Origin of the sequence: Pseudomonas sp. 25 R 14, from assembly GCF_900004755.1 — a bacterium.
Lineage (GTDB): Bacteria > Pseudomonadota > Gammaproteobacteria > Pseudomonadales > Pseudomonadaceae > Aquipseudomonas > Aquipseudomonas brenneri.
Window position 1 is genome coordinate 174,750 of the sequence record NZ_CVTS01000068.1, and the last position, 24,110, is coordinate 198,859.

The window sequence follows — 24,110 nt, forward strand, 5'->3', positions numbered from 1 at the left end:
GAGCGAGTTTCGTGCCAGAAATAAAAAGCGCCTATGGTTCAATAAGTTGAGGAAAACCGCCGTTCAGCCCTGAACAGAAATGAACATTCGCAACTGAACAATTGAACAACCAGCGGGTTGACAATGAACAGTTCTGAACAACACTGAATAAGCCTCACCAACGACACAGATCGAAATGTGGGAGCGGGCTTGCTCGCGATAGCGCTGGTTCAGGCACCTGACCTGCAACTGATACACCGCTATCGCGAGCAAGCCCGCTCCCACAATTTGATCGCTTTTCACCGTTAGATTGCGCAAGCCCCAAATAACAATAAAAAGAAGGTCTCCATGGCCGAATCCTTGCCCCACGACACCATCATCCAGGACTCCTGGCGCCGCTGCCGTGCCTTTGGCCTCGATCACCAAAGCGCCCCCAGCTTCGACCAACTGCCCGCCGAGGGCATCAGCCAATTGCTGGAAAGCCAACATTCCCTGGTGCAGACCACTCACCAGGAAGTCCTGCCCTATTACGAGAACATCCTCAGCAACTCCAATTGCCTGATCATGCTCGCCGACAACCACGGCCAGGTCCTCACCTCCTGGGGCACCCAACGCTTTATCGAGCCCAAGCTGGCACGAGGCTTCAATGCCGGGGCCAGTTGGCTGGAGCGCGCCACCGGCACCAATGCCATTGGTACCGCCCTGGCCTGCGCCCAGGCGGTGCATATCGAGCATGACGAACACTTCCTCAAGGCCAACCGCTTCATGACCGGCTCAGCGGCGCCGATCTTTGATGCCAACCGCGAGATCATCGCGGTGCTGGATGTCTCCAGTGACAGCTACCTGCCACCCTCCCACACCCTGGGCATGGTCAAGATGATGAGCCAGACCGTGGAAAACCGGCTGATCCTCAACCTGTTTGGCGGCGAGCACTTCCAACTGACTTTCAACACCAGCCTGAACAACCTCGACAGCCAGTGGGCCGGCTTGCTGATTTTCGATGAAAGTGGCCAGGTGCTTTCAGCCAACCGCCGTGCCGACAACCTGCTGGGCATCAGCCTGTCACGGGTGATGATCGACAGCCTGTTCAAGGTCTCGCTGCTGGAGTTGCTCAATCAGCCCGAAGGCCAGCCCTTTGCCCTACAGGCTGCGGGGCGCAACCGTTTCCAGTGCTTGCTCAAACGGCCCAAACAATCGCCGGTACAGGCCCGGATCTTTAGCGAGCCCGCCCCTGTAACCATTGGCCTGAAGACCCTGCACTTTGGCGACAGCCGCGTGGAAAAGGCCGTGCGCCAAGCCGAACGCCTGCTGGAAAAAGATATCCCGCTGCTGATCCACGGTGAAACCGGTGTCGGCAAGGAAGTCTTCGTCAAAGCCCTGCACCAGGCCAGCTCCCGCAGCCAACAGGCTTTTATCGCAGTCAACTGTGCGGCAATTCCTGCCGAGTTGGTGGAATCGGAGCTGTTTGGCTACGAAAAAGGCGCGTTCACCGGTGCCAACCAAAAAGGCAGCATCGGCCTGATCCGCAAGGCGGACAAAGGCACGCTGTTTCTCGATGAAATCGGTGACATGCCCCTCCCGACCCAGGCCCGGCTGCTGCGGGTATTGCAAGAGCGCTGCGTGCAACCGGTGGGCAGCAGCGAACTGTTCCCGGTGGACCTGCGCATTATCTCGGCCACCAACCGTTCGCTGCGTGAACAGGTGCAGATCGGACGGTTTCGTGAGGATTTGTACTACCGTATCGGCGGCCTGACCCTGGAACTGCCGCCCCTGCGTGAGCGCAGCGATAAACAGGCGCTGTTCAAGCAACTATGGCAACAGCATCGCGAACCGACGCAATGGGCCGGCCTCAGTGCTGAAGTGCTGGCGTTATTCGAGCAACACCCTTGGCCAGGCAACTTGCGCCAGGTCAGCAGTGTGATGCAGGTCGCGCTGGCCATGGCCGAAGACCAACCAATCCGCCCGGAGCATCTGCCCGATGATTTCTTTGTCGACCTGGGCCAAGCCTCGCCTGCTACGCCATTGGTAATAGGCGATCTAGACGATATCCAGAACCTTCAGCAAAGACTGGCAGCGGTCGGCGGCAATATCTCCCACCTGGCGCGGGAGCTGGGGGTTAGCCGTAATACCTTATACAAGCGGTTACGCGCCGCTACGTAACGGTAACCGCCCCTACGGGCAGTCGCTGCAAATTCAGCGACCGGGTTTCGCAGCCCGGTTAAACTCTAGACGCACAGCGTCCACCACAAGATAACGGGCGCTTTTTTATGCCTGATGTCATGGCGGCTGTGCGCGGGATACCTTCGGGTATGCCGGGTTCCTAGAGTCCCGGTCTGCGAACCTGCGTACAGCTGCCACCCAGGTATCGTTTCGCAGCGATGGGTAGCAGTTCCATAACTCTGGGAGCCTTGCCATGATCAAACACAGCCCAAACCCGCCGTTAGACTCAACCTCGCTTCAGGCAACTGCTCAACGAGCGATTGACTACTATCTGAACCCTCCTGCCGAAACCAAGCGGCCTACTGAAAACCACCGCCTTTTCACCGTGCGCGAAGGGTTAAATGCAGAGGTATTGTTGATCAACGCCTCGGAAGACCTTGCATCGGCTCAAGTATTGGCAACCCATTTGGCTTTTGAAGTAGACGGCACTGCACGGCGTGTGGCGCTAGGAATTTGTCGGATGCTGGAAGGAGTTGAGCTATTGGTGAACAGCGCCGTCGTTCAATGTGGAACTGAGCAAGAAAGAACAAGGCCCACTCACCATCCAGATTAGTCTGCGATAGCCCGTCCGCCATCGCTGGCAAGCCAGCGCCTACAGTTGAGCGGTGTTGATTGGCAAAACCTGCACAAATAAAAACGCCCCAAACCAGTCGGGGCGTTTTTATTCAGCTTGAAGCAATCAGCCGTCAGTCAGCCAAGCGCCACGTCGTCCCGCCCTTCCCATCTTCCAACACCACGCCCATGGCGGTGAGTTGGTCGCGGATGCGGTCGGATTCTGCCCAGTCCTTGTTGGCACGGGCATTCAGGCGGGCCTGGATCAGTGCGTCGACCTCAGCTGCATCCACACGCCCTTCCGCGCCGGCTTGCAGGAAGTCGTCGGCTTCCATTTGCAGAACGCCCAGTACGCTGGCCAGTTCTTTCAAACGGGCTGCCAAACCAGCTGCTGCATGCAGATCGCTCTCGCGCAGGCGGTTGATCTCGCGGACCATTTCAAACAGTACGGCGCAGGCTTCGGGGGTGCCGAAGTCGTCGTTCATCACGCTGGTGAAGCGTTCAACAAATGCTTCGCCACCGGCCGGCGCCACGACTGGCAGGCCTTTCAACGCGTGGTAGAAACGTTCGAGGGCGCCCTTGGCGTCCTTGAGGTTGTCTTCCGAGTAGTTGATGGCGCTGCGGTAGTGGCTCGATACCAGCAGGTAACGCACGACTTCCGGGTGGTACTTTTCCAGCACGTCGCGAATGGTGAAGAAGTTGTTCAAGGACTTGGACATCTTCTCGCCATTGATGCGAATCATGCCGCAATGCATCCACGCGTTGGCGTAGGTCTTGCCGGTGGCCGCTTCGCTCTGGGCGATTTCGTTTTCGTGGTGCGGGAACTCAAGGTCGCTGCCGCCGCCATGAATGTCGAAGGTCTCGCCCAGGCAGCAGGTAGACATCACCGAGCATTCGATGTGCCAGCCCGGACGCCCGGCGCCCCACGGCGACTCCCAGCTCGGCTCGCCCGGCTTGGTGCCTTTCCACAGCACGAAGTCCAGCGGATCCTGCTTGGCTTCATCGACTTCGATGCGTGCACCGATGCGCAGGTCTTCGATCTTCTTGCGCGACAGCTTGCCGTAGCCCATGAACTTGGCGACGCGGTAGTACACGTCGCCATTGCCCGGGGCGTAGGCGTAGCCCTTGTCGATCAAGGTCTGGATCATCGCGTGCATGCCAGGGATGTGGTCCGTGGCACGCGGTTCCATGTCCGGCTTGAGGATGTTGAGGCGCGCCTCGTCCTCGTGCATGGCAGCAATCATGCGCTCGGTCAGCGCATCGAACGACTCGCCGTTTTCGTTGGCGCGATTGATGATCTTGTCGTCGATGTCGGTAATGTTGCGCACATACGTCAAGTCGTAGCCGCTGAAACGCAACCAGCGGGTCACCAGGTCAAAGGCAACCATGCTGCGGCCGTGGCCGATGTGGCAGTAGTCGTACACGGTCATGCCGCACACGTACATGCGCACCTTGTTGCCATCCAGCGGCTTGAAGACTTCTTTGGTCTTGCTGAGCGTGTTGTAGATCGTTAGCACGATGAATCCCTTAAGACTGAATCACTGACCCCACGAATCACGCAAGGTCACGGTACGGTTGAATACCGGAGCGCCTGGTTTCGAGTCCTTGATATCCGCGCAGAAGTAGCCTTCGCGCTCGAACTGGAAACGGTCTTCCGGCTGTGCTTCGCCCAACGATGGCTCGGCACGACAACCAGTGAGTACTTGCAGGGAATCAGGGTTGATGTTGTCAAGGAAACTGGCGCTGTCTTCGGCCTTCTCAGGGTTGGCCGAACGGAACAGGCGATCGTACAGGCGCACTTCGCACTCGACGCTGGCCGCCGCCGGCACCCAGTGCACCACGCCCTTGACCTTGCGGCCTTCAGGGTTCTTGCCCAGGGTGTCCGGATCGTAGGAGCAACGCAGTTCGACGATGTTGCCATCGGCGTCCTTGATCGCTTCGTCAGCACGGATCACGTAGCTGCCGCGCAGGCGCACTTCGCCGTTCGGCTCCAGGCGCTTGTAGCCTTTTGGCGGTTCTTCCATGAAGTCATCACGGTCGATATAGATTTCACGGGCGAACGGCAACTTGCGCACACCCAGTTCTTCTTTCTGCGGATGACGCGGCAGTTCGAGGTTCTCGACCTGGCCTTCCGGGTAGTTGGTGATCACGACTTTCAACGGACGCAGCACGCACATGGCGCGCGGGGCGTTGTGGTCCAGGTCCTGGCGAATGCTGAATTCCAGCATGCCGAAGTCGACCACGCCGTCGGAACGGTTGGTGCCGACCATGTCGCAGAAGTTACGGATCGACGCCGGGGTGTAGCCGCGGCGGCGGAAGCCCGACAGCGTCGACATGCGTGGGTCGTCCCAGCCAAACACGTGCTTTTCATCGACCAGTTGCTTGAGCTTGCGCTTGCTGGTGATGGTGTAGTTCAGGTTCAGGCGGCTGAATTCGTACTGACGCGGATGCGCCGGTACTGGCAGGCTGTCGAGGAACCATTCGTACAGCGGACGGTGACTTTCGAACTCCAGGGTGCAAATGGAGTGAGTGATGCCTTCGATGGCGTCCGACTGACCGTGGGTGAAGTCGTAGTTGGGGTAGATGCACCACTTGTCACCGGTCTGGTGGTGATGGGCGTGGCGGATGCGGTACATGATCGGGTCGCGCAGGTTCATGTTCGGCGAGGCCATGTCGATCTTGGCGCGCAGCACACGTGCACCGTCGGCGAACTCACCGTCGCGCATGCGGGTGAACCAGTCCAGGTTCTCTTCTACCGAACGGTCGCGGAACGGGCTGTTCTTGCCAGGCTCAGTCAGGGTGCCACGGTATTCCTTGGCCTGCGCAGGCGTCAGGTCGTCGACGTAGGCCTTCCCGGCCTTGATCAGTTCCACGGCCCAGTCGAACAACTGGTCGAAGTACTTGGAGGCGTAGCGCACTTCACCGGACCATTCGAAGCCCAGCCACTTGATGTCGCTTTCGATGGCGTCGATGTATTCCTGGTCTTCCTTGGCCGGGTTGGTGTCGTCGAAACGCAGGTGCGTGACGCCACCGAACTCCTGGGCCAGGCCGAAGTTCACACAGATCGACTTGGCGTGACCGATGTGCAGGTAGCCGTTGGGCTCTGGCGGGAAGCGGGTGACGATCTGCGTGTGCTTGCCCGAATCCAGGTCCGCCTGGATGATCGGGCGCAGGAAGTTGACCGGGACGGCAGGTCCGGTCTTGGAATTCGAGGTAGGGTCGACAGTGGGCTTGCTCATAAGATCCTTGAACAGACAGGTTCGTGGCCGGTTGGGGCCAGATAAAACAAAGGGCTTATCATAGCCGAAGCTGTCAAGCCGCTGACAGAGCAGGCTCAAAAACTGCTGCATTTATTGCATGGGCGGTAAAAAACCACCTCGAAATTCCTGCAGGGCACGCTAAACTGCGCGCCTTGGCAGTGTATTGCTGAACGGATGCAGGCGTTGAATACGCCCAACCCCACGAATTCCTTGAAAGAGTAGTGAACATGACTCAAGTCAAACTGAGCACCAACCACGGTGACATCGTCATCGAGCTGAACGCCGAGAAAGCGCCGACCACCGTCGCCAACTTCATCGAGTACGTCAAAGCCGGCCACTACGAAAACACTGTTTTCCACCGTGTCATCGGCAACTTCATGATCCAGGGCGGTGGTTTCGAACCCGGCATGAAAGAAAAGAAAGACAAGCGTGCCAGCATCCAGAACGAAGCGGACAACGGTCTTTCCAACGACAAGTACACCGTCGCCATGGCCCGTACCATGGAGCCGCATTCGGCCTCCGCGCAGTTCTTCATCAACGTGGCTGATAACAGCTTCCTCAACCACAGCGCCAAGACCGTGCAGGGTTGGGGCTACGCGGTATTCGGTAAAGTCACCGAAGGCACCGACGTCGTGGACAAGATCAAGGGTGTTTCCACCACCATGAAATCCGGCCACCAGGACGTACCAGCAGACGACGTGATCATCGAGAAAGCCGAGATCATTGCGTGATATTGCTGATTTCAGACTTACATCTGGAAGAGGAGCGCCCGGATATTACCCGGGCGTTTCTGGGTTTACTCAACGGCCGCGCCCGTAGTGCGCAAGCGTTGTACATCCTGGGAGATTTTTTCGAAGCCTGGATTGGCGACGATGCGATGACCCCGTTCCAGCGCTCCATTTGCGAGGCTCTGCGTGAGCTGAGCGACAGCGGCACCCAGCTATTTTTGATGCATGGCAACCGGGATTTCCTGATCGGCAAGGCATTCTGCAAAGCAGCAGGCGTGACCTTGCTCAAGGACCCCACTGTCGTGCAGTTGCATGGCGAGCCCGTGCTGTTGATGCACGGCGACAGCCTGTGTACCCGCGACCTCGGCTATATGAAGCTGCGGCGCATCCTGCGTAACCCTATCGTGCTGTTTATCCTGCGCCACCTGCCCTTGCGCACCCGCCATAAACTGGCGCGCAAACTGCGCAGTGAAAGCCGTGCGCAAACGCGGATGAAAGCCAACGATATTGTCGATGTGACGCCCGAGGAAGTACCACGGGTGATGCAGCAGTTCGGCGTGCGCACCCTGGTCCACGGCCACACCCACCGCCCGGCCATTCACAAATTGCAGATTGGCGAGCAGGCGGCCAAGCGCATTGTGCTGGGAGACTGGGACAAGCAAGGTTGGGCGTTGCAAGTGGATGAGCAAGGTTTCCAGTTGGCGGCGTTTGACTTCGTCAATCCGCAGTTGGCGTTGCCTGGCGCCTGAGTTACCAACAACACGAATCAAACGGGGGAATGGGCTTGCTCGCGATGAGGGCCCAAAAACCACCCAATCACCCGCGCCGGGCACCGCGCTCGCGCAAATACTCCAGCACCGCAGCCTGCTCCCCGGCAAACTCGATCCGCGCGCCTTTCTTCTCACGCTGGAAGGCGTACATCGGGTCGTAGTACTCGCGCAGCCCGACAATCCAGCCCCGGTGCAAGTCCACACTTCCCGTGCGGGCTTGCTCGGCCAGGGCGTCCTGCATCAGTCCATGCAAATGCTGGTAGCGCTCCCCACCCAGGCGTTTGTGGATATTGGCCAGGCTCTGGGTCAAACGTTCGGCGAACAGGCTCAAACCTGCTTCGCCAAACTCGGCGTTGAACTGTGCGCACAGATCAATGACATAGTCGCGCAAGACCCGCTCGACGCGGTTTTCCAGGCTTTCTTCCAGCCACACCATCGGGTACGCCTGCATGCCCCGATGCAGGTTCAGCGGCAAGGCGCAGCTACCGATCATGCGACTTTCATCCTCAAGCACAAACTGCTCGATACCCCGCGCGCGCTTTTTCAACACGTCCACCGCCAGGCGGTTCTCGAAATCGATATTGGACGGCTGGCCCGTGGCCCGTTTACCAAAACTGGAGCCCCGGTGATTGGCGTAGCCTTCCAGGTCCAGACCATTGTGCAACTGATGGAGCACCTCAGTCTTGCCGCTGCCGGTCAGACCACCCAGCAGGACGAAATCGCACTGCTCGACAGCCTGCTCCACCGTCTCCAGCAAGAACGTACGCATGGCCTTGTAGCCACCGCCAACCCGGGGATAGTCGATACCCGACTCGTCCTTGAGCACCTTCTGCACCAAGTGCGAACGCAAGCCGCCCCGGAAGCAATACAGGTAACCATCAGGGTTGGCCTGGGCAAACGCGGTCCAACGCGCCAGCCGCTCTTGCAAGGTCGCGCCACTGACCAACTGATGCCCCAGCACAATCGCCGCCTGCTGCCCCTGCTGCTTGTAGCAAGTACCCACCCGCTGGCGCTCGTCGTCGATCATCAACGGCAGGTTGACCACGCCGGGGAACGCGCCCTTGACGAACTCAACCGGGGCGCGGGTATCCATCATCGGGCGGTCGTTGAGAAAAATATCGCGGTAATCGGTGATGTCGATGGGCATCAAGACACCTCTACCGCGTTGCTCTGTCGCTCAACCAACTGACCGATAGGCGCAAGGTTAAGCCCCAGCTCGGCGGCCACCGCCAGGAACTCGGCCTCGCCCTGCGGCGTCACGGCCACCAACAGGCCACCGCTGGTTTGCGGGTCGCACAGCACGCGCTTGTGCAACTCCTGGATGCGTCCCAACTGGCTGGCATAGCTGTCGAAATTGCGCAAAGTACCGCCGGGCACACAGCCCTGCTCCAGGTAGTACTCGACCCCCGGCAGGCGTGGGACTTTTTCGTATTCGATCAGGGCAGTCAAACCGCTGCCGTCGGCCATTTCCACCAGATGGCCGAGCAGGCCGAAACCGGTGACGTCGGTCATCGCGGTCACGCCAGCCAGCTTGCCAAAGCGGCTGCCAGGCTTGTTGAGGGTACACATCCAGTCCCGCGCCAGGCCGATATCGGCTTCACGCAGTTTGCCCTTCTTCTCGGCCGTGGTGAGGATGCCGATGCCCAGGGGTTTGGTCAGGTACAAGCGGCAGCCGGCGGTGGCCGTGTCGTTGCGCTTCATATGGCGCTTGTCCACCAGACCGGTGACGGCCAGGCCGAAGATTGGCTCCGGGGCGTCGATGGAATGGCCGCCGGCCAGGGGAATACCCGCCGCGTCGCACACTGAGCGGCCACCGCGAATCACTTCCCGGGCGATTTCCGGGGCCAGTACATTGACCGGCCAGCCGAGAATGGCAATGGCCATCAACGGGTCGCCACCCATCGCGTAGATATCACTGATGGCGTTGGTGGCGGCAATTCGCCCAAAGTCGAAGGGATCGTCAACGATAGGCATGAAAAAGTCAGTGGTGGAGACCACGCCGCGCTCTTCATCGATGGCGTACACCGCCGCATCGTCCCGCGAGGCATTGCCTACCCAGAGCTTGGGGTCGAGGTTCTGCGCGCCGCTGCCGGCGAGGATCACTTCCAGCACCTGTGGCGAAATCTTGCAGCCGCAACCGGCACCGTGGCTGTACTGGGTCAGGCGAATCGGCTCGTTCATGGTGGACCTCAAGCTATCAAGTGCGGGGAGTCTACCAGACAGCAAAAAGCCGGCTGGGCTCTTGAGAGCGCAGCCGGCCTTTGGGGTTCAGCGGTTACTGACGGGCAGCGAGCAAACGCTTGTGCCGATTGCGCCGTGCAATGTTCAGGCACTCGATCGCAGCCGAGAACGCCATGGCCGCGTACACGTAGCCTTTAGGCACGTGGGCACCGAAGCCTTCGGCGATCAGCGTCATGCCGATCATGATCAAAAAGCCCAGGGCCAGCATGACCACGGTCGGGTTGTCGTTGATGAACTTGGCCAGGGGTTCGGCCGCCACCAGCATCACGATCACCGAGGTCACCACCGCAATGATCATGATCGGCAAGTGCTCGGTCATGCCCACGGCGGTAATGATGCTGTCGATGGAGAACACCAGGTCGAGCAACAGGATCTGCCCGATCGCGGCGGCGAAGCCGATGGCCACGACATTGCCAGTGCTGGTTTTCTCTTCGGGTTCCGGGTCCATGCTGTGATGGATCTCGGTGGTGGCCTTCCACACCAGGAACAGGCCGCCGGCGATCAGGATCATGTCCTTCCACGAGAACGCCTGGCCGAACACTTCGAACACCGGTGCAGTCAACTGCACGATGAACGCGATGGTGCTCAACAGACCCAGGCGCAAGACCAACGCCATGCTGATACCGATGCGCCGCGCCTTGGCCCGGTGCTTCTCCGGCAATTTGTTGGTGAGGATCGAGATGAAGATCAGGTTATCGATGCCCAGCACGATTTCCATGACGATCAGGGTTGCCAGCGCCACCCAGGCGGTGGGGCTGGCGGCCAGTTGTAAAAGGTAATCCATAGGTCAGTCCTGACGTTGTGCTGGGAGATTAGGTTTCTTTGGTGTTCGATTCAGACTCTTTAGTTTCCTGATCGTCCTTTTTTTCTGGACTGATCAAGCCTTGTGTCGCTTCACTCAATGCCTGCTCGGCAGCCTTCTGGGTGTCGTCGATCGCTTGCTTGGCCGATTCACTGGCTTTGTCCAGGACCTGCTGCGTGCTTTTTTCGACCTGATCGCAGCCGCTGATCATCACCAATGAAAGCGCAAGCAACGATGCCGCGCCGAAAGAATTGAGTTTCATGATGTATTCCTCGTTAGAACCATTGGGTCCAAGTAGTGGCCCCGCGATAGCGAGGCATTCTATGCAGGTGAACACTTCAGTAAAATTCGTATTTTTCTCGCGTATACTTCGGTTTTTACGAAGTGATGGCCGCCATGCTCAATTACCGACAACTGCATTACTTCTGGGTGGTGGCCAAGACTGGCAGCATCGTGCGCGCCTGTGAGCAGTTGAACCTCACCCCGCAGACCATCAGCGGGCAAATCAGCCTGCTCGAACAGACATTCGGCATCGCCCTGTTTCAACGGGTCGGGCGCCAACTGGAACTCACCGAAGCCGGGCGCCGGGCCCTGCCCTATGCCGAGCAGATGTTCCAGACCGGCAATGAGCTGGAAGCAATGCTGCGCGCCCAGCCCAATGAACAGCAGATCGTGTTTCGCGTCGGCGTGGCGGATGTGGTGCCCAAGTCCATCGTCTATCGACTGATCGCGCCGACCATGGAATTGAGCGAGCCGCTGCGCATTACCTGCCGCGAAGACAAACTGGAACGCCTGTTGGCCGACCTGGCGATCCAGCGCCTGGACCTGGTGATTTCCGACAGCCCGATGCCGACACACCTGGACATCAAGGGCTACAGCCAGAAACTGGGGGAATGTGGCATCAGTTTTTTCGCTACCCAGGCATTGGCTGATAAGCATAGTGGTGATTTCCCACAGTGCCTGCACGGCGCACCGCTGCTGATTCCCGGCGCGGAAACCGTGGTGCGCAGCCGTTTGCAGCGCTGGTTCGCCGAACAGCAGATCCAGCCCAGGATCATCGGCGAATTCGACGATAGCGCCTTGATGCAGGCCTTTGGTCAATCCGGCAGCGGGATTTTCATCGCCCCCAGCGTGATTGCCGATGAAGTGCTGCGCCAGTACGGCGTGGCACTGATTGGTCAGACGGACGCCGTCACCGAGTCGTTCTACGCGATCTCGGTGGAGCGCAAGGTCAAGCACCCCGGCATCGTGGCGATTACCGAAGGTGCGCGGCGCGAGTTGTTCACCTCACTGCCGGTCTAGGCGCAGGCAACCCGAGTCTTGGCGGTCATCAACCACAGGGCCAGCAGGATCGACAGCAGGATAAAGCCGGATGCCGCGAACCCCAGGCTGCCCAGCCCCAGAGTGTCGATCACCCGCCCGCCGACCATCGCCCCCAGGCCAATGCCCAGGTTGGCCCCGGCAATGTTCAGCGACGCCGCGAATGCCGGGGCATGGGGCGCGGCCTTCATCAACCGCACATGGCTGACCAGGAACAGCGCCGCCTGGGTCACGCCCCAAATGCCCATGGCCGCTGCCAGGCCGAGGGTGGAGTGAATCGCCGGCACCAGTGCCACCATGCCGGCGATCATAAAGCCGCAGAACACCATGGACGCGATCAGCGGATGCTTGTCGACCATGCGCCCACCCAACGAGTTGCCGATCAGGCCCACGGCGCCAAAGCCCATCAGGCACCATCCGACCAGCGTGCCGTCGAAGCCGGCCAGACGCTCAAGAATGTCCGCCAGGTAGGTATAAGCGGTGAACATGCCGCTAAATACCAGGATCGACAGTAAAACGTGGCCCTGCATCAAGGGGTTGCGCAGGATCTTGAACTGCGAGCGCAGGGTTACGTCGTCTTTCTTCACCTTCGTCGCCGGCAGATACACCCACAGCAGCAACGCCTTGAGCACCGCCACCACCGCCAGAATGCCAAAAGCAGTGCGCCAGCCGAACATATCGGAGATCAGGGTACCGACCGGAATCCCGAATACGGTGGCGCAGACGATGCCAAAGCCGATCTTGGCAATCGCCCGGCCAGCGTAGTCCGGGCCGACGATATCCACCGCCGTTTCACTGGCCAGGGCCCAGAACACCGGCAACCCCAGCGCCGGAATCAGCCGTGCCACGGCCATCACCCAGATATTCGGCGCCAGGGCCGCCAGGGTATTGGCCGCGCCGAACATCAACAGAATGCTGATAAACAGGCGTTTGCGCTCGAAGCGCGCGAAATACGCGGTAAGAAACGGCCCAAACGCGGCCACGGTGAAGGCAAACAGGGTTACCAGCAAACCGGCCTGGGACACGCTCACATCCAGGTCGCGAGCGATGGACGGCAACAGGCCGACGATCACAAATTCGGTGGTCAACACCGTAAAACCAGCCGCCGACAGCAGCAGGATGGGCAACAACATGAACAACTCCAGAAACGGCGACGCCAGCGTTAGCCCAAGGGCCCGCTGACAGAGAGATAAGAAGAGGATGGCGAATCTTAACAGAATGTGACCAAACCACGCACGGCGCTGGCGACTGAATGCCGCAGCAAACCGGATATTTCCTACAGCATGTTAGACTTCGCGCCCTGCATAGCGCTGCACACATTAAAAAAACTAGAGACAACTCTTTATGACTGCTGCCCCTTCGCTGCTTCAACGCCTCATGCGCGTCAGCCTGGTGACCCAAATTATCATCGGCCTGGTTGCTGGCATCCTACTGGCCCTGCTGTCGCCCAGCGCGGCCCTGTCCACCGCGTTTATCGGCAAGGTATTTGTCTCGGCGCTCAAGGCCGTCGCGCCGATCCTGGTGTTTGTGCTGGTGATGGCCTCGATTGCCAACCACAAGCATGGCCAGGAAACCCATATCCGCCCGATCCTGTTCCTGTACTTGCTGGGTACCTTTTCGGCAGCGGTCGTGGCGGTGATTGCCAGCACCCTGTTCCCGTCGAGCCTGGTCCTGGCCACCCATGACGTGGCCGTCAGCGCGCCGGGCGGTATCGGTGAAGTGCTGCAGAGCCTGCTGCTCAGCGTGGTGGACAACCCGGTCAGCGCCCTGATGAACGCCAACTTCATCGGCATCCTGGCCTGGGCCATCGGCATGGGCATTGCAATTCGCCATGCCGGGCAAACCACGCGCACGGTGCTGGACGACCTGTCCAACGGTGTCACGCTGATCGTGCGCGTAGTGATTCGTTTTGCGCCGCTGGGCATTTTCGGCCTGGTGGCCTCGACCCTCGCCGCTTCTGGCTTCGACGCGTTGCTCGGCTATGCGCACCTGTTGCTGGTACTGATCGGCTGCATGCTGTTCGTGGCCCTGGTGGTCAACCCGGCCATCGTGTTCTGGAAACTGCGTCGCAACCCCTACCCGCTGGTGCTGCTGTGCCTGCGCGAGAGCGGTATCACTGCATTCTTCACCCGTAGTTCGGCGGCCAATATCCCGGTCAACCTGGCGTTGAGTGAACGCCTGGGCCTGCATGAAGACACCTATTCGGTATCGATCCCGTTGGGCGCAACCATCAACATGGCCGGCGCCGCCATCACCATCACCGTGCTGACCCTGGCGGCCGTGCATACCTTGGGCATTGCCGTTGACCTGCCGACTGCCGTGCTGCTCAGCGTGGTGGCTGCGGTGTGTGCCTGTGGCGCATCCGGCGTGGCCGGTGGCTCGTTGCTGTTGATTCCACTGGCGTGCAGCCTGTTCGGCATCCCAAGTGAAATCGCGATGCAAGTGGTAGCCGTGGGCTTCATCATCGGGGTGTTGCAGGATTCGGCGGAGACTGCGCTGAACTCGTCCACTGACGTGTTGTTCACCGCAGCGGCGTGCCTGGGCCAGGAAGACAAGAACCCAGCCTGACACAACAGTGGGCGCTGACTTCTGTAGGAGCTGGCTTGCCTGCGATAGCATCACCTCGGTGCAACTGATAGACCGAGGTGCCTGCATCGCAGGCAAGCCAGCTCCTACAGAGCCAGCGCCCACATTTGTTTTGGGGTGTTACTCAGTACTTAGAACGCGCCCATGTAGTCGCGCTTGCCCACTTCCACACCGTTATGACGCAGCAAAGCGTAAGCGGTGGTGACGTGGAAGAAGAACTGCGGCAGGCCGTAGGTCAGCAGGTAGGACTGGCCGCTGAAGCGTTTTTCTTTCGGGGTGCCTGGGCGGGTGACGATCTCGATACCTTCCTTGCCGTCGATCTGCGCCGGGGTGATGGTGTCGATAAAGGCCAGGACCTTGGCGATCAGCGCTTGCAGGTCAGCGAAAGTGACTTCGCTGTCTTCGTATTTCGGTACTTCGATCTCGGCCAGGCGCGCGGAAACGCCCTTGGCAAAGTCCACGGCGATCTGCACCTGGCGTACCAGCGGGAACATATCCGGGAACAGGCGCGCCTGCAGCAAGGCATTGGGGTCGATGTTCTTGGCAGTGGCGTGGGCCTCGGCCTTGTTCAGCACGTCGCTCAGGGCGTTGAGCATTTGCTTGAAGACTGGGAGGGAAGCGGCGTACAGGGAAATAGTCATGACAGTCTCGACAATAGTGGCGGGGTTGGACAGCGGCGATTATAGCCATGCGCGTCGCTTGTCTTTTATTTTTTCGGGATTAGGCTAGTGGGCTCACAGCATAGGGAAAGCGCGATGACCACCGAGCACGACACCACTTCCTCCGAACCGCGCCTCAACAGCACGGAAATCCGCGTCCTGGGCAGCCTGATCGAAAAACAGGCGACCAACCCGGAAACCTACCCGCTGACCCTCAATGCCCTGGTGCTGGCCTGCAACCAGAAAACCAGCCGGGAGCCTGTGACCAACCTCAGCCAGGGCCAGGTCGGCCAAAGCCTGCGTGCCCTGGAGGGACGGGGTTTTACCAAGCTTGTGATGGGCAGCCGCGCCGATCGCTGGGAACACCGCGTGGACAAGGCCCTGGAATTGGTGCCGGCGCAGGTGATCCTCACTGGCCTGATGTTTCTGCGCGGCCCACAGACGGTCAATGAACTGCTGACCCGCAGCGGGCGCATGCATGACTTTGAAGATGCCGAACAGGTGGTACACCAACTCGAACGCCTGATCGCCCGTAACCTGGCGGTGTTGGTGCCCAAGCAGGCCGGGCAGCGCGAAGATCGCTACACCCATTCCCTGGGCGACCCGGCGGATATCGAGGCGATCCTCGCCGCTCGTGGTAACCCGGCGGAGCGCAGCAGCGCAGGCGCAGTTTCCGTGGAGCGCATCGAAGAGCTGGAGGCGCGGATTGCGGCGCTGGAAGAGCGCCTGTCGCGTCTCGAATAACACCTTGTCCCTTGTAGGAGCGAGCTTGCTCGCTCCTACAGAAAGCAGAATCCGCTTAACTGACTGGCATTAGGGCAAGCCAGCTCCCACATGGATCAACTGTGTTTTTTCAGAGCGATTACTGTCGGGCGAACGCCACCGCTTTCTGAAACTGCTCATCCGTCGGTCGGATGCCGGTGTACAGCACGAACTGCTCCAGCGCCTGGATCGCAATCACTTCCAGGCCAGTAATCACCCGCTTGCCCTGGGCCCGGCCACGCACAATCAGCGGTGTTTCGGCGGGAATCGCCACCACATCGAACACCGTGTCCGCCAAGTCAATCGCAGCAGCCTCAAACGCCAGATCCTCGGCCTGGGCGCCGCCGGTCATGCCGATTGGCGTCACATTGACCAGCATCTGCGGGCGCGTCTCGCCCAATGTCGCCTGCCACGTATACCCCAGGTTGTGCGCCAGGGCCCGGCCGGCGGCTTCGTTACGGGCAACGATCAGGCCATTGGCGTAGCCACCATCGCGCAAGGCACTGGCCACAGCCTTGGCCATGCCGCCACTGCCGTGCAGGGCGAAGGTCGAATCCTTGGGCACGGCATGCTTTTTCAGCAACTGCTCAATGGCAATGTAATCGGTGTTGTAGGCCTTGAGATGGCCGGCGGTGTTGACGATGGTGTTGATCGAAGCGATAGCACGGGCCGAGTCATCCAGTTCATCGACCAGCTCGATGCAGGCCTCCTTGAACGGCATCGACACGCCGCAGCCGCGAATACCCAGGGCGCGGATACCGGCCACGGCGCCGTTTAAATCCTGGCTGCTGAAAGCCTTGTAATAGAAATTGAGCCCCAACTGCTCATACAAATGGTTATGAAAACGTAGGCCGAAATTACCTGGGCGGGCCGACAGTGACATGCACAGTTGGGTATCTTTGTTGGGGTTCATCAACATCCAATGACTCCTTCATCAAGTAAGCAAACCGGTACAGACCTTACACAACCTTTACCTAGTGGCGGTGCTGTTTTCCTGAAATACGTTGTCTTAAAAGTATCCCCGCGACAATCCTTGAGTCTATTGATTGCAGACCACAAGCGCAGGGGCCAACCGAGGAAAGACCATGATGCGTAAAATCCCCAGGATCGCCTTGCTGATCGGTGCGCTCGCTGTAGCCGGCCAAGCTTCCGCCCATGGCGGCGGTTGGGGTGGCCCGGCCGTATTGGGTGCGGTTGTCGGCGCAGCCGTAGTGGGCTCAGTGATCGCCAGCCATGATCGGCCGGTATATGTGCAGCAGCAACCGGTGTATTACCAGCCCCAGCCGGTGTACGCCGCCCCGCCGCCGGTCTATTACCAGCCAGCGCCGGTGTATGTGCAGCAGCCGGTGTATTACCGCCCGGCGCCCGTGTATTACGGGCCACCACGTGGCTACTACGGCCCACCCCACGGCTATTACAGGCGCGGTTGGTAAGCACCGCAAAAAGCCCCGCATGCCAGGCGGGGCTTTTTTATGGGTTGCCGGTCTGAATAAATCTTGCCAAGGTCGCTATGGGGACAACGCTGGCTGTTAAATCCGACATTATCAAGGCCAACGTGCGCTTGCCCAATCGGGGCCTGCGCTGTCATGTTTGTGTCACACGGCACTCTCACTATCGAAACTGTCCATCCCTAACAGGCCATAACAACAAGGACGATCCAGCATGCCCACACAAAATCCGCACCGTACCGCCGGTCTCTGCACGTCGAGCAAAGTCTATAGCGCCTTGACCGAACTCAAGCACCTGGAAGGCCATCGCAGTGCCAAGTTTCTCTCGTTGCTGGCCGAAAACCTGGTCCACAAGGGCCTGCTCAACGAGCAGGAAGTGCTGAACATGCTGGATCAGGTCGTGGACTGAGCGCCTGCGGGCGCAGTCTCGATAACAATGATGTTGACTATCGAGCAGGGTGATTTTCCCTCAAGCGCTGGCCGCCGTAAGGTTACCTCCATCAGCAATGGAGGTAGATATGCCCACTATCCAGATCATGTCCGTCGTCGGCAGTGCCGTCCCCGTCCCTCTTCGGGAGTTGGGTTTGCTGGCCTGCTGGTACTTGGTACGCGACGGTGAAGCCATCAGTGGCCCGCTGACTTCACTGTCGGCTGCGCAAGCGCAAAGCCGCAAGCTTGAAGCTTAAGGCAAACGCACTTGTCGTTTGGTTTCGACAAACAGCGCCCAGCTGGACATGAACAACGCGGCAATCAATGGCCCGATGACAAAACCATTGAGGCCGAAGATCGACAGGCCACCCAGGGTCGAGATCAGGATCAGGTAATCCGGCATCTTGGTGTCCTTGCCCACCAGGATCGGGCGCAGCACGTTGTCCACCAGGCCGATCACAAACACCCCAAACAAGGCCAGCACCACCCCTTGCCAGATTGAACCACTGAGCAGGAAGTACGCGGCTACCGGCCCCCAGACAATTCCCGCGCCCACCGCCGGCAGCAGCGACAGAAACGCCATCAGCACCGCCCAGAGCAATGCACTGGGAATTTCCAGAAACCAGAAAATCAAACCGCCCAATGCGCCCTGGGTCACCGCCACCAGCACGTTGCCCTTGACGGTCGCCCGCACCACGCGGTTGAACTTGAGCTGCAAGCGACGCTTCTGCGGCTCGGCCAGCGGCACCGCCGTACGCACTTTGCGCACCAGTTCGGGGCCGTCGCGTAGCAGGAAGAACAGCAAGTACAGCATGATGAAAAAGCTCACCAGGAAATCAAAGGTGCCCTGGCCAAAGCTGAACGCCTGGCTGGCGAAGAACTGGCTGCCCTGCATCGCGGCCTTGACGATCTTCTCGCGCAGCCCCTCCAGGTTACCCATGCCGAAGCGGTCCAGCAGATGCTGGAAGTAAGGTGGCAGGAAGTTCTTGAACTGTTCGATGTAACCGGCGATATCCAGCCTGCCGCTTTCGACGTTCCGGTACAGCGTCGCGCCCTCCTGCACCAGCAAGGCACTGGTGATGATCACCGGCAAAATCGCGATCACCAGGCACACCATCAAGGTACAGAGCGACGTCAGGTTGCGATTCCAGCCAAACTTGAGCTGCAGGCGCCGCTGCATGGGCGCAAAGATGATCCCGAGGATCACCGCCCAGAACACCGCGCCATAGAACGGCAGCAGGATCCAGAAAAACGCGACGGTCACCATGACCAGCAGCAACAGCAAGGTTTTGAATTGCAGATTCGTTTGGTTCATGTCCGATCCGTGCCAGAAAAACGCCAGGCGCCCAGCGCGCCCTGTTGCTTAGTCCACCGCGCATCGCACGAGTGCCATCTTTATTTCTACAGCGTAGACCCAGATCAATAACCGCCAGGTCCGGCTCGGCTACCCTGCCGCCCTTTTGCGACCTGAATCCCCATGCCCTCTGTTCTTGCCCCCGAATTGCTCGCCCCTGCCGGCACCCTGAAAAACATGCGCTACGCCTTTGCCTACGGTGCCGATGCGGTCTACGCCGGCCAACCGCGCTACAGCTTGCGGGTGCGCAATAACGAGTTCGACCACGCCAACCTGGCCCTGGGCATCGCCGAGGCGCAATCGCGGGGCAAGCGCTTTTATGTGGTGGTCAATATCGCGCCGCACAATGCCAAGCTAAAAACCTTCCTCAAGGACCTGGAACCGGTGATCGCCATGGGCCCGGACGCGCTGATCATGTCCGACCCAGGCTTGATCATGCTCGTGCGCCGGCACTTCCCGCAGATGCCGATCCATCTATCGGTGCAAGCCAACACGGTGAACTGGGCCAGTGTCGAGTTCTGGCAACAGCAAGGCCTCTGCCGGATCATCCTGTCGCGGGAACTGTCCCTGGAAGAAATCGCCGAGATCCGCCAACAGGTACCAGCCATGGAGCTGGAAGTGTTTGTGCATGGCGCGCTGTGCATGGCCTACTCCGGGCGCTGCCTGTTGTCCGGCTATATGAACAAGCGCGACGCCAACCAGGGCACCTGCACCAACGCTTGCCGCTGGAAATACCAGGCCACACCGGCCGAGGAAAACACCGTGGGCGATATCGTCCAGCAGTATCAGCCCGAGCCGACCCTGGGCCTCGGCGCGCCCACCGACCAGGTGTTCCTGCTTCAGGAAGCCAATCGCCCGGACGAACAGATGCCGGCCTTCGAGGACGAGCACGGCACCTACATCATGAACGCCAAGGACTTGCGGGCAGTGCAGCATGTCGAACGCCTGACACAGATGGGCGTGCATTCACTGAAGATCGAAGGCCGCACCAAATCCCACTTCTATGTGGCGCGCACCACCCAGGTGTACCGCCAGGCCATCGATGACGCGGTGGCCGGTCGTGCGTTCGACCGTGGCTTGATGACCAATCTTGAATCCCTGGCCCAGCGCGGCTACACCGAAGGCTTCCTGCGCCGCCATGTGCATGACGAATACCAGAACTACCAGAACGGCAGCTCAGTCTCCGAACGCCAGCAGTTTGTCGGCGAATTGACCGGCGAGCGGCGCGGGGAGTTGGCCGAGGTCAAGGTGAAGAACCGCTTTGCCGTGGGCAATCATCTGGAATTGATGACCCCGGCGGGGAACTTCCATTTTGACCTGGGGCTGATGCACAACGCCAAGGGTGAAGCCATCGAGGTGGCGCCGGGGGATGGGCATACGGTGTATGTGCCGGTGCCGCTGGAAATGGATATCGGGTTTGGGTTGTTGATGCGGGATGTGTAGCGACTGTTAGCAAGCCCACATTCTGAACTGCGAATACATTCAAAATGTGGGCTTGCTCACGAAGAGGCCAGAACAAGCACCGCAATTCCCAAGTCAGATCCTGAACTGCCCCACCAACTGCCCCAACCGCTGCCCCAGGTCCGCCAAGCTGCGGGAGGTCTGTGCGCCCTGCTGGGTCTCATCCGCCACGCTGTCCACCGCTACGGCAATCTGATGCACGCTGCGGTTGATCTCTTCGGCCACGGCGGTTTGTTCTTCGGCGGCACTGGCAATCTGCGCGTTCATCGTGTTGATGGTGCCGATCAGTTGCGCCATGGTATCGAGGGACGCCCCGGCTTCGTTGGCCTGGGCCGAGGTGCCCTCACCGGCATCGCTGGAACGGCGCATGGACTCCACGGCGGCCTCGGTACCCTTTTGCAGGCGGTCGATCATGCCCTGGATTTCCTGGGTACTTTGCTGGGTGCGGCTGGCCAGCGCACGCACCTCATCGGCCACCACCGCAAACCCACGCCCGGCTTCACCGGCACGCGCCGCTTCAATGGCCGCGTTGAGGGCCAGCAGGTTGGTCTGCTCGGCAATCGAACGGATCACCCCGAGCACGCTGACAATCGATGACACGTCCTGTTGCAGGCTATCGAGGGATACGCCACTGCTGCGGATGTCACTCACCAACGCATGAATCTGCGCAATGCTGCCATCCACCACGCGCTTGGCGCTCTGGCCTTCTACGTCAGTCTGTTGCGCCGCCACCGCGGCGCCCTGGGCGCTGCGGGCCACTTCATGGGCCGCAGAGGACATTTCATTGATCGCCGTCGCCACCTGATCGGTCTCCTGGCGCTGACGCTCCATGGCCTGTTCCGAACGCTGGGCTTGCTCGGACACCTGGCTGACCAGGCCGGTCAGTTGCGACGTCATGTCGGTGATCTGGCGCACCAGACCATGGATCTTGTCGACAAACCGGTTGAACGAGCCTGCCAATTCGCCCAGCTCATCCTGGCTGGTGATCGCCAGGCGCCGGGTCAAATCACCTTCGCCGGCAGCGATGTCATCGAGGTTGGCCTTCATCAGGTGCAACGGCCGCAGGATGGTATTGGCCAGCACCATGCCCACCGCAGCGATCAGCAACAGCAGGACCACGGCGATCCCGATGATGCTCAACAGCACCCCTTCCATACGTTCGTTGACCTTGGCCTCGACCTCGCTGACCAGGGCATCGATACCGTCCAGGTTGACCGACGTACCAATCACCATGTCCCACTTGGGCAGGTATTCGGTGTAGCCGAGCTTGGGCACCAGTTCGGTTTGCCCCGGTTGCGTGGAACTGTATTGCAGGTAATGGGTGCCGTCCTTGCCGACCTTCACCAGGTCGCGGTTGACGTAGACGCCATTAGGGTCGCGATTGTCCTTGAAGCTTTTGCCTACGCCATCGGGGCTATTACCCTTGAACAGGCGGATGGTTTCCGAGTCGTAGCCAAAGAAGTAGCCGTCCTTGCCGTAGGTCGTGTTGGATAACAGCTTGACCACTTGCGCCCGCGCCTGCGTATCACCAGGGGTGGCGGCGTCGTACAGCGGTTTGATAGTGGTCATCGCCACTTCTACATAACTTTGCAGGGTGGCCTTGGCGTTGTTGAGCAGGCGCTGGCGGGTTTCGGCCACCTCGGTGCGCGCCTGCTCCTTGAGGATCCACACCGTGGTCAGGCTGATGACCACGGCAAACAACAACACCGGCAGGACGGCGAGGGACAGGACTTTGGCCTTCAGACTCAGACGCATGGATCTTCTCTCTTCTCGGGCAATGTTAAGAGGTTAACGGCCCTGTGAGAGAAAACTGTAGGAGCGAGCTTGCTCGCGAAAAAGCTCGGCAATAACACCGGCATCCTGGATGGGCGCGGTGCCCTTGAGTCCTTCGCGAGCAAGCTCGCTCCTACAGGAGAGGTCAGAGAGTCATCGCGGCAAACCAGCCGAACACCAGCAACGGCAGGTTGTAGTGCAGGAACGTCGGGACCACGGTGTCCCAGATGTGGTGATGCTGGCCGTCGATATTCAAACCCGAGGTCGGCCCCAGGGTCGAGTCCGAAGCTGGCGAACCGGCGTCACCGAGGGCCCCGGCGGTACCGACGATGCACACAATGGCCAGCGGGCTGAAGCCCAGTTGCACACACAACGGCACAAAAATCGCTGCGAGGATCGGCACCGTGGAGAACGACGAGCCAATGCCCATGGTCACCAGCAAGCCCACCAGCAACATCAACAGCGCACCCACGCCACGGCTGTGGCCGATGAAGGCGGCGGAGGATTCCACCAGGGTCTGCACCTGGCCGGTGGCCTTGAGCACTTCGGCAAACCCCGAGGCGGCGATCATGATGAAGCCGATCATCGCCATCATCTTCATGCCTTCGGTGAACAGATCATCAGTGTCGCGCCAGCGCACGATGCCCGATACCGAGAAGATCAGGAAACCGGCCAGGGCACCGACGATCATCGAGTCCAGCCACAACTGGATGATAAACGCCGAGGCAATGGCCACCCCGGCCACCAACAGAGTCAGCGGGTTGTATTGCACCGCTACTTGTTCGACCCGTTCGATCTTCTCCAGGTCGTAGACGCGCTTTTTGCGGTAGCTGATAAACACCGCGACCAACAGGCCGAACACCATGCCCAACGCCGGGATGCCCATGGCGTGGGTGACGTTGACCTGGCTGATATCCACGCCGCTCTTGGCGACATTGGCCAGCAGGATCTGGTTGAGGAAAATATTGCCAAACCCTACCGGCAGGAACATGTACGGGGTGATCAGGCCAAAGGTCATGACGCAGGCGATCAGGCGCCGGTCAATCTGCAACTTGGTCAGCACATACAGCAGCGGCGGCACCAGCAGTGGGATAAAGGCGATATGGATCGGCAGGATGTTCTGCGAGGCAATCGCCACCGCCCCCAGCAGGCAGATCAGCAGCCATTTGACGTGATTGCCGCCGCTCGCCTCCTGGCGCCCCACCAGCAGCAGGGCCTTGTCCGCCAGGGCATGGGCCAGGCCGGACTTGGCAATCGCCACGGCGAAAGCGCCGAGCAATGCGTAGGACAGCGCCACCGTGGCACCGCCGCCCAGACCGCTGTTGAATGCGCTGAGCGTCGCGTCGATCCCAAGACCGCCGGTCAAGCCGCCGACCAGGGCGCCGACGATGATCGCGATGACCACATGCACGCGGGACAGGCTGAGCACCAGCATGGTACCAACCGCGGCGATTACTGCGTTAATCATGGTTACCTCAAGACAGAAACGTAATGCAGGAGCGAGCTTGCTCGCGAATAACCCAAGAACGCCGCGATCAACCGGCAAACCAGCATGATCGTTCACGATCTTCGCGAGCAAGCTCGCGCCTACCAAAAACACACGCCAGGGCCTCGCCCGCCGGGGTAACGGCAGTGTGGACGCCAGCAGAAAAGGAGTTTTATTAGAGGGCGCGCACTTTGCAGCAGCAGGCGCGCCATGTCAAAGCGCGACGTCGCAGACAGAATTCAATTGAGCGTATGAATAAAGAAAAAAACCGTGCGGCCGA

Annotated in this window: 23 protein-coding genes; 11 read left to right on the forward strand and 12 right to left on the reverse strand. The window is 59.9% G+C overall.

What is annotated here, in order from left to right; genetic code table 11:
• The first annotated feature begins 327 nt into the window (after nt 1-327).
• Nucleotides 328-2,139, forward strand: coding sequence for a sigma-54-dependent Fis family transcriptional regulator (locus BFQ03_RS27210; RefSeq protein ID WP_065944420.1), 1,812 nt, complete (start codon nt 328-330; stop codon nt 2,137-2,139).
• A 253-nt stretch (nt 2,140-2,392) separates the two neighbouring features.
• The gene (locus BFQ03_RS29440; protein WP_083204924.1) at nt 2,393-2,752 is read left to right on the forward strand and encodes a DUF6124 family protein; all 360 of its coding nucleotides are present in this window, start codon (nt 2,393-2,395) and stop codon (nt 2,750-2,752) included.
• Between the two features lie 133 nt (nt 2,753-2,885).
• On the opposite strand, the gene cysS is transcribed toward BFQ03_RS29440, so the two are convergent.
• Nucleotides 2,886-4,268 (reverse strand): cysteine--tRNA ligase, encoded by a 1,383-nt coding sequence (cysS, locus tag BFQ03_RS27215; protein ID WP_032857406.1) that lies wholly within the window; start codon nt 4,266-4,268, stop codon nt 2,886-2,888.
• A 21-nt stretch (nt 4,269-4,289) separates the two neighbouring features.
• Nucleotides 4,290-5,990, reverse strand: a complete 1,701-nt coding sequence (locus tag BFQ03_RS27220) for a glutamine--tRNA ligase/YqeY domain fusion protein (protein WP_032857408.1) — start codon at nt 5,988-5,990, stop codon at nt 4,290-4,292.
• 248 nt (nt 5,991-6,238) lie between these two features.
• On the opposite strand from BFQ03_RS27220, the gene BFQ03_RS27225 reads away from it, so the two are divergent.
• Together BFQ03_RS27225 and lpxH are read left to right on the forward strand one after the other, a co-directional pair.
• Nucleotides 6,239-6,742, forward strand: coding sequence for a peptidylprolyl isomerase (locus BFQ03_RS27225; RefSeq protein ID WP_032857410.1), 504 nt, complete (start codon nt 6,239-6,241; stop codon nt 6,740-6,742).
• Entirely contained in the window at nt 6,739-7,488 is a 750-nt protein-coding gene (gene lpxH, locus BFQ03_RS27230; RefSeq protein WP_032857411.1) for a UDP-2,3-diacylglucosamine diphosphatase, read from the forward strand. Before BFQ03_RS27225 ends, lpxH begins: the two co-directional genes overlap by 4 nt.
• 67 nt (nt 7,489-7,555) lie before the next feature.
• Here lpxH and mnmH read toward each other — a convergent pair whose 3' ends face one another.
• The 4 genes from mnmH to BFQ03_RS27250 form a co-directional block, all read right to left on the reverse strand.
• Complete coding sequence (gene mnmH / locus BFQ03_RS27235) at nt 7,556-8,656, reverse strand: tRNA 2-selenouridine(34) synthase MnmH (RefSeq protein WP_065944421.1); 1,101 nt, start codon at nt 8,654-8,656, stop codon at nt 7,556-7,558.
• Nucleotides 8,656-9,690 (reverse strand): selenide, water dikinase SelD, encoded by a 1,035-nt coding sequence (selD, locus tag BFQ03_RS27240; protein ID WP_032857414.1) that lies wholly within the window; start codon nt 9,688-9,690, stop codon nt 8,656-8,658. Before selD ends, mnmH begins: the two co-directional genes overlap by 1 nt.
• Before the next feature lie 94 nt (nt 9,691-9,784).
• Nucleotides 9,785-10,534, reverse strand: a complete 750-nt coding sequence (locus BFQ03_RS27245; protein ID WP_032857415.1) for a TerC family protein — start codon at nt 10,532-10,534, stop codon at nt 9,785-9,787.
• Between the two features lie 28 nt (nt 10,535-10,562).
• Nucleotides 10,563-10,814: a hypothetical protein gene (locus BFQ03_RS27250; RefSeq protein WP_032857417.1), complete on the reverse strand. Its 252-nt coding sequence runs from the start codon at nt 10,812-10,814 to the stop codon at nt 10,563-10,565.
• A 134-nt stretch (nt 10,815-10,948) separates the two neighbouring features.
• Between BFQ03_RS27250 and nhaR the strand changes: the two genes are divergently transcribed.
• Nucleotides 10,949-11,854, forward strand: a complete 906-nt coding sequence (gene nhaR / locus BFQ03_RS27255; RefSeq protein ID WP_032857418.1) for a transcriptional activator NhaR — start codon at nt 10,949-10,951, stop codon at nt 11,852-11,854.
• Here nhaR and BFQ03_RS27260 read toward each other — a convergent pair.
• Nucleotides 11,851-13,005 (reverse strand): MFS transporter, encoded by a 1,155-nt coding sequence (locus BFQ03_RS27260; RefSeq protein WP_032857421.1) that lies wholly within the window; start codon nt 13,003-13,005, stop codon nt 11,851-11,853. The two genes, nhaR and BFQ03_RS27260, sit on opposite strands and share 4 nt — an antisense overlap.
• Before the next feature lie 211 nt (nt 13,006-13,216).
• On the opposite strand from BFQ03_RS27260, the gene sstT reads away from it, so the two are divergent.
• Entirely contained in the window at nt 13,217-14,440 is a 1,224-nt protein-coding gene (sstT, locus tag BFQ03_RS27265; RefSeq protein ID WP_032857422.1) for a serine/threonine transporter SstT, read from the forward strand.
• Nucleotides 14,441-14,589: 149 nt separating this feature from the next.
• On the opposite strand, the gene BFQ03_RS27270 is transcribed toward sstT, so the two are convergent.
• Nucleotides 14,590-15,099, reverse strand: coding sequence for a DUF1993 domain-containing protein (locus BFQ03_RS27270; protein WP_032857425.1), 510 nt, complete (start codon nt 15,097-15,099; stop codon nt 14,590-14,592).
• A 114-nt stretch (nt 15,100-15,213) separates the two neighbouring features.
• Between BFQ03_RS27270 and BFQ03_RS27275 the strand changes: the two genes are divergently transcribed.
• Complete coding sequence (locus BFQ03_RS27275) at nt 15,214-15,861, forward strand: YceH family protein (protein ID WP_065944422.1); 648 nt, start codon at nt 15,214-15,216, stop codon at nt 15,859-15,861.
• Between the two features lie 118 nt (nt 15,862-15,979).
• On the opposite strand, the gene BFQ03_RS27280 is transcribed toward BFQ03_RS27275, so the two are convergent.
• Nucleotides 15,980-16,798 (reverse strand): shikimate 5-dehydrogenase, encoded by an 819-nt coding sequence (locus tag BFQ03_RS27280; protein ID WP_065944423.1) that lies wholly within the window; start codon nt 16,796-16,798, stop codon nt 15,980-15,982.
• A gap of 166 nt (nt 16,799-16,964) precedes the next feature.
• Here BFQ03_RS27280 and BFQ03_RS27285 point away from each other — a divergent pair, with 166 nt between their 5' ends.
• The 3 genes from BFQ03_RS27285 (at nt 16,965) to BFQ03_RS30380 (ending at nt 18,013) form a co-directional block, all read left to right on the forward strand.
• Nucleotides 16,965-17,312 carry a hypothetical protein gene (locus BFQ03_RS27285; RefSeq protein ID WP_032857429.1) on the forward strand — a complete coding sequence of 116 codons (348 nt, stop codon included), beginning with the start codon at nt 16,965-16,967 and terminating at the stop codon, nt 17,310-17,312.
• A gap of 229 nt (nt 17,313-17,541) precedes the next feature.
• Nucleotides 17,542-17,736: a hypothetical protein gene (locus tag BFQ03_RS27290; RefSeq protein WP_032857430.1), complete on the forward strand. Its 195-nt coding sequence runs from the start codon at nt 17,542-17,544 to the stop codon at nt 17,734-17,736.
• Nucleotides 17,737-17,845: 109 nt separating this feature from the next.
• The gene (locus BFQ03_RS30380) at nt 17,846-18,013 is read left to right on the forward strand and encodes a hypothetical protein (RefSeq protein ID WP_032857432.1); all 168 of its coding nucleotides are present in this window, start codon (nt 17,846-17,848) and stop codon (nt 18,011-18,013) included.
• On the opposite strand, the gene BFQ03_RS27295 is transcribed toward BFQ03_RS30380, so the two are convergent.
• A complete protein-coding gene (locus BFQ03_RS27295; RefSeq protein WP_032857433.1) occupies nt 18,010-19,071 on the reverse strand; it encodes an AI-2E family transporter in 1,062 nt (353 codons plus the stop codon). The two genes, BFQ03_RS30380 and BFQ03_RS27295, sit on opposite strands and share 4 nt — an antisense overlap.
• A 162-nt stretch (nt 19,072-19,233) precedes the next feature.
• Between BFQ03_RS27295 and yegQ the strand changes: the two genes are divergently transcribed.
• Entirely contained in the window at nt 19,234-20,553 is a 1,320-nt protein-coding gene (gene yegQ, locus BFQ03_RS27300; RefSeq protein WP_032857434.1) for a prephenate-dependent tRNA uridine(34) hydroxylase TrhP, read from the forward strand.
• A gap of 93 nt (nt 20,554-20,646) precedes the next feature.
• On the opposite strand, the gene BFQ03_RS27305 is transcribed toward yegQ, so the two are convergent.
• Together BFQ03_RS27305 and BFQ03_RS27310 are read right to left on the reverse strand one after the other, a co-directional pair.
• Nucleotides 20,647-22,326, reverse strand: coding sequence for a methyl-accepting chemotaxis protein (locus BFQ03_RS27305; RefSeq protein WP_032857436.1), 1,680 nt, complete (start codon nt 22,324-22,326; stop codon nt 20,647-20,649).
• 163 nt (nt 22,327-22,489) lie between these two features.
• Complete coding sequence (locus BFQ03_RS27310; RefSeq protein ID WP_162237631.1) at nt 22,490-23,809, reverse strand: Na+/H+ antiporter family protein; 1,320 nt, start codon at nt 23,807-23,809, stop codon at nt 22,490-22,492.
• Nucleotides 23,810-24,110 lie beyond the last annotated feature (301 nt).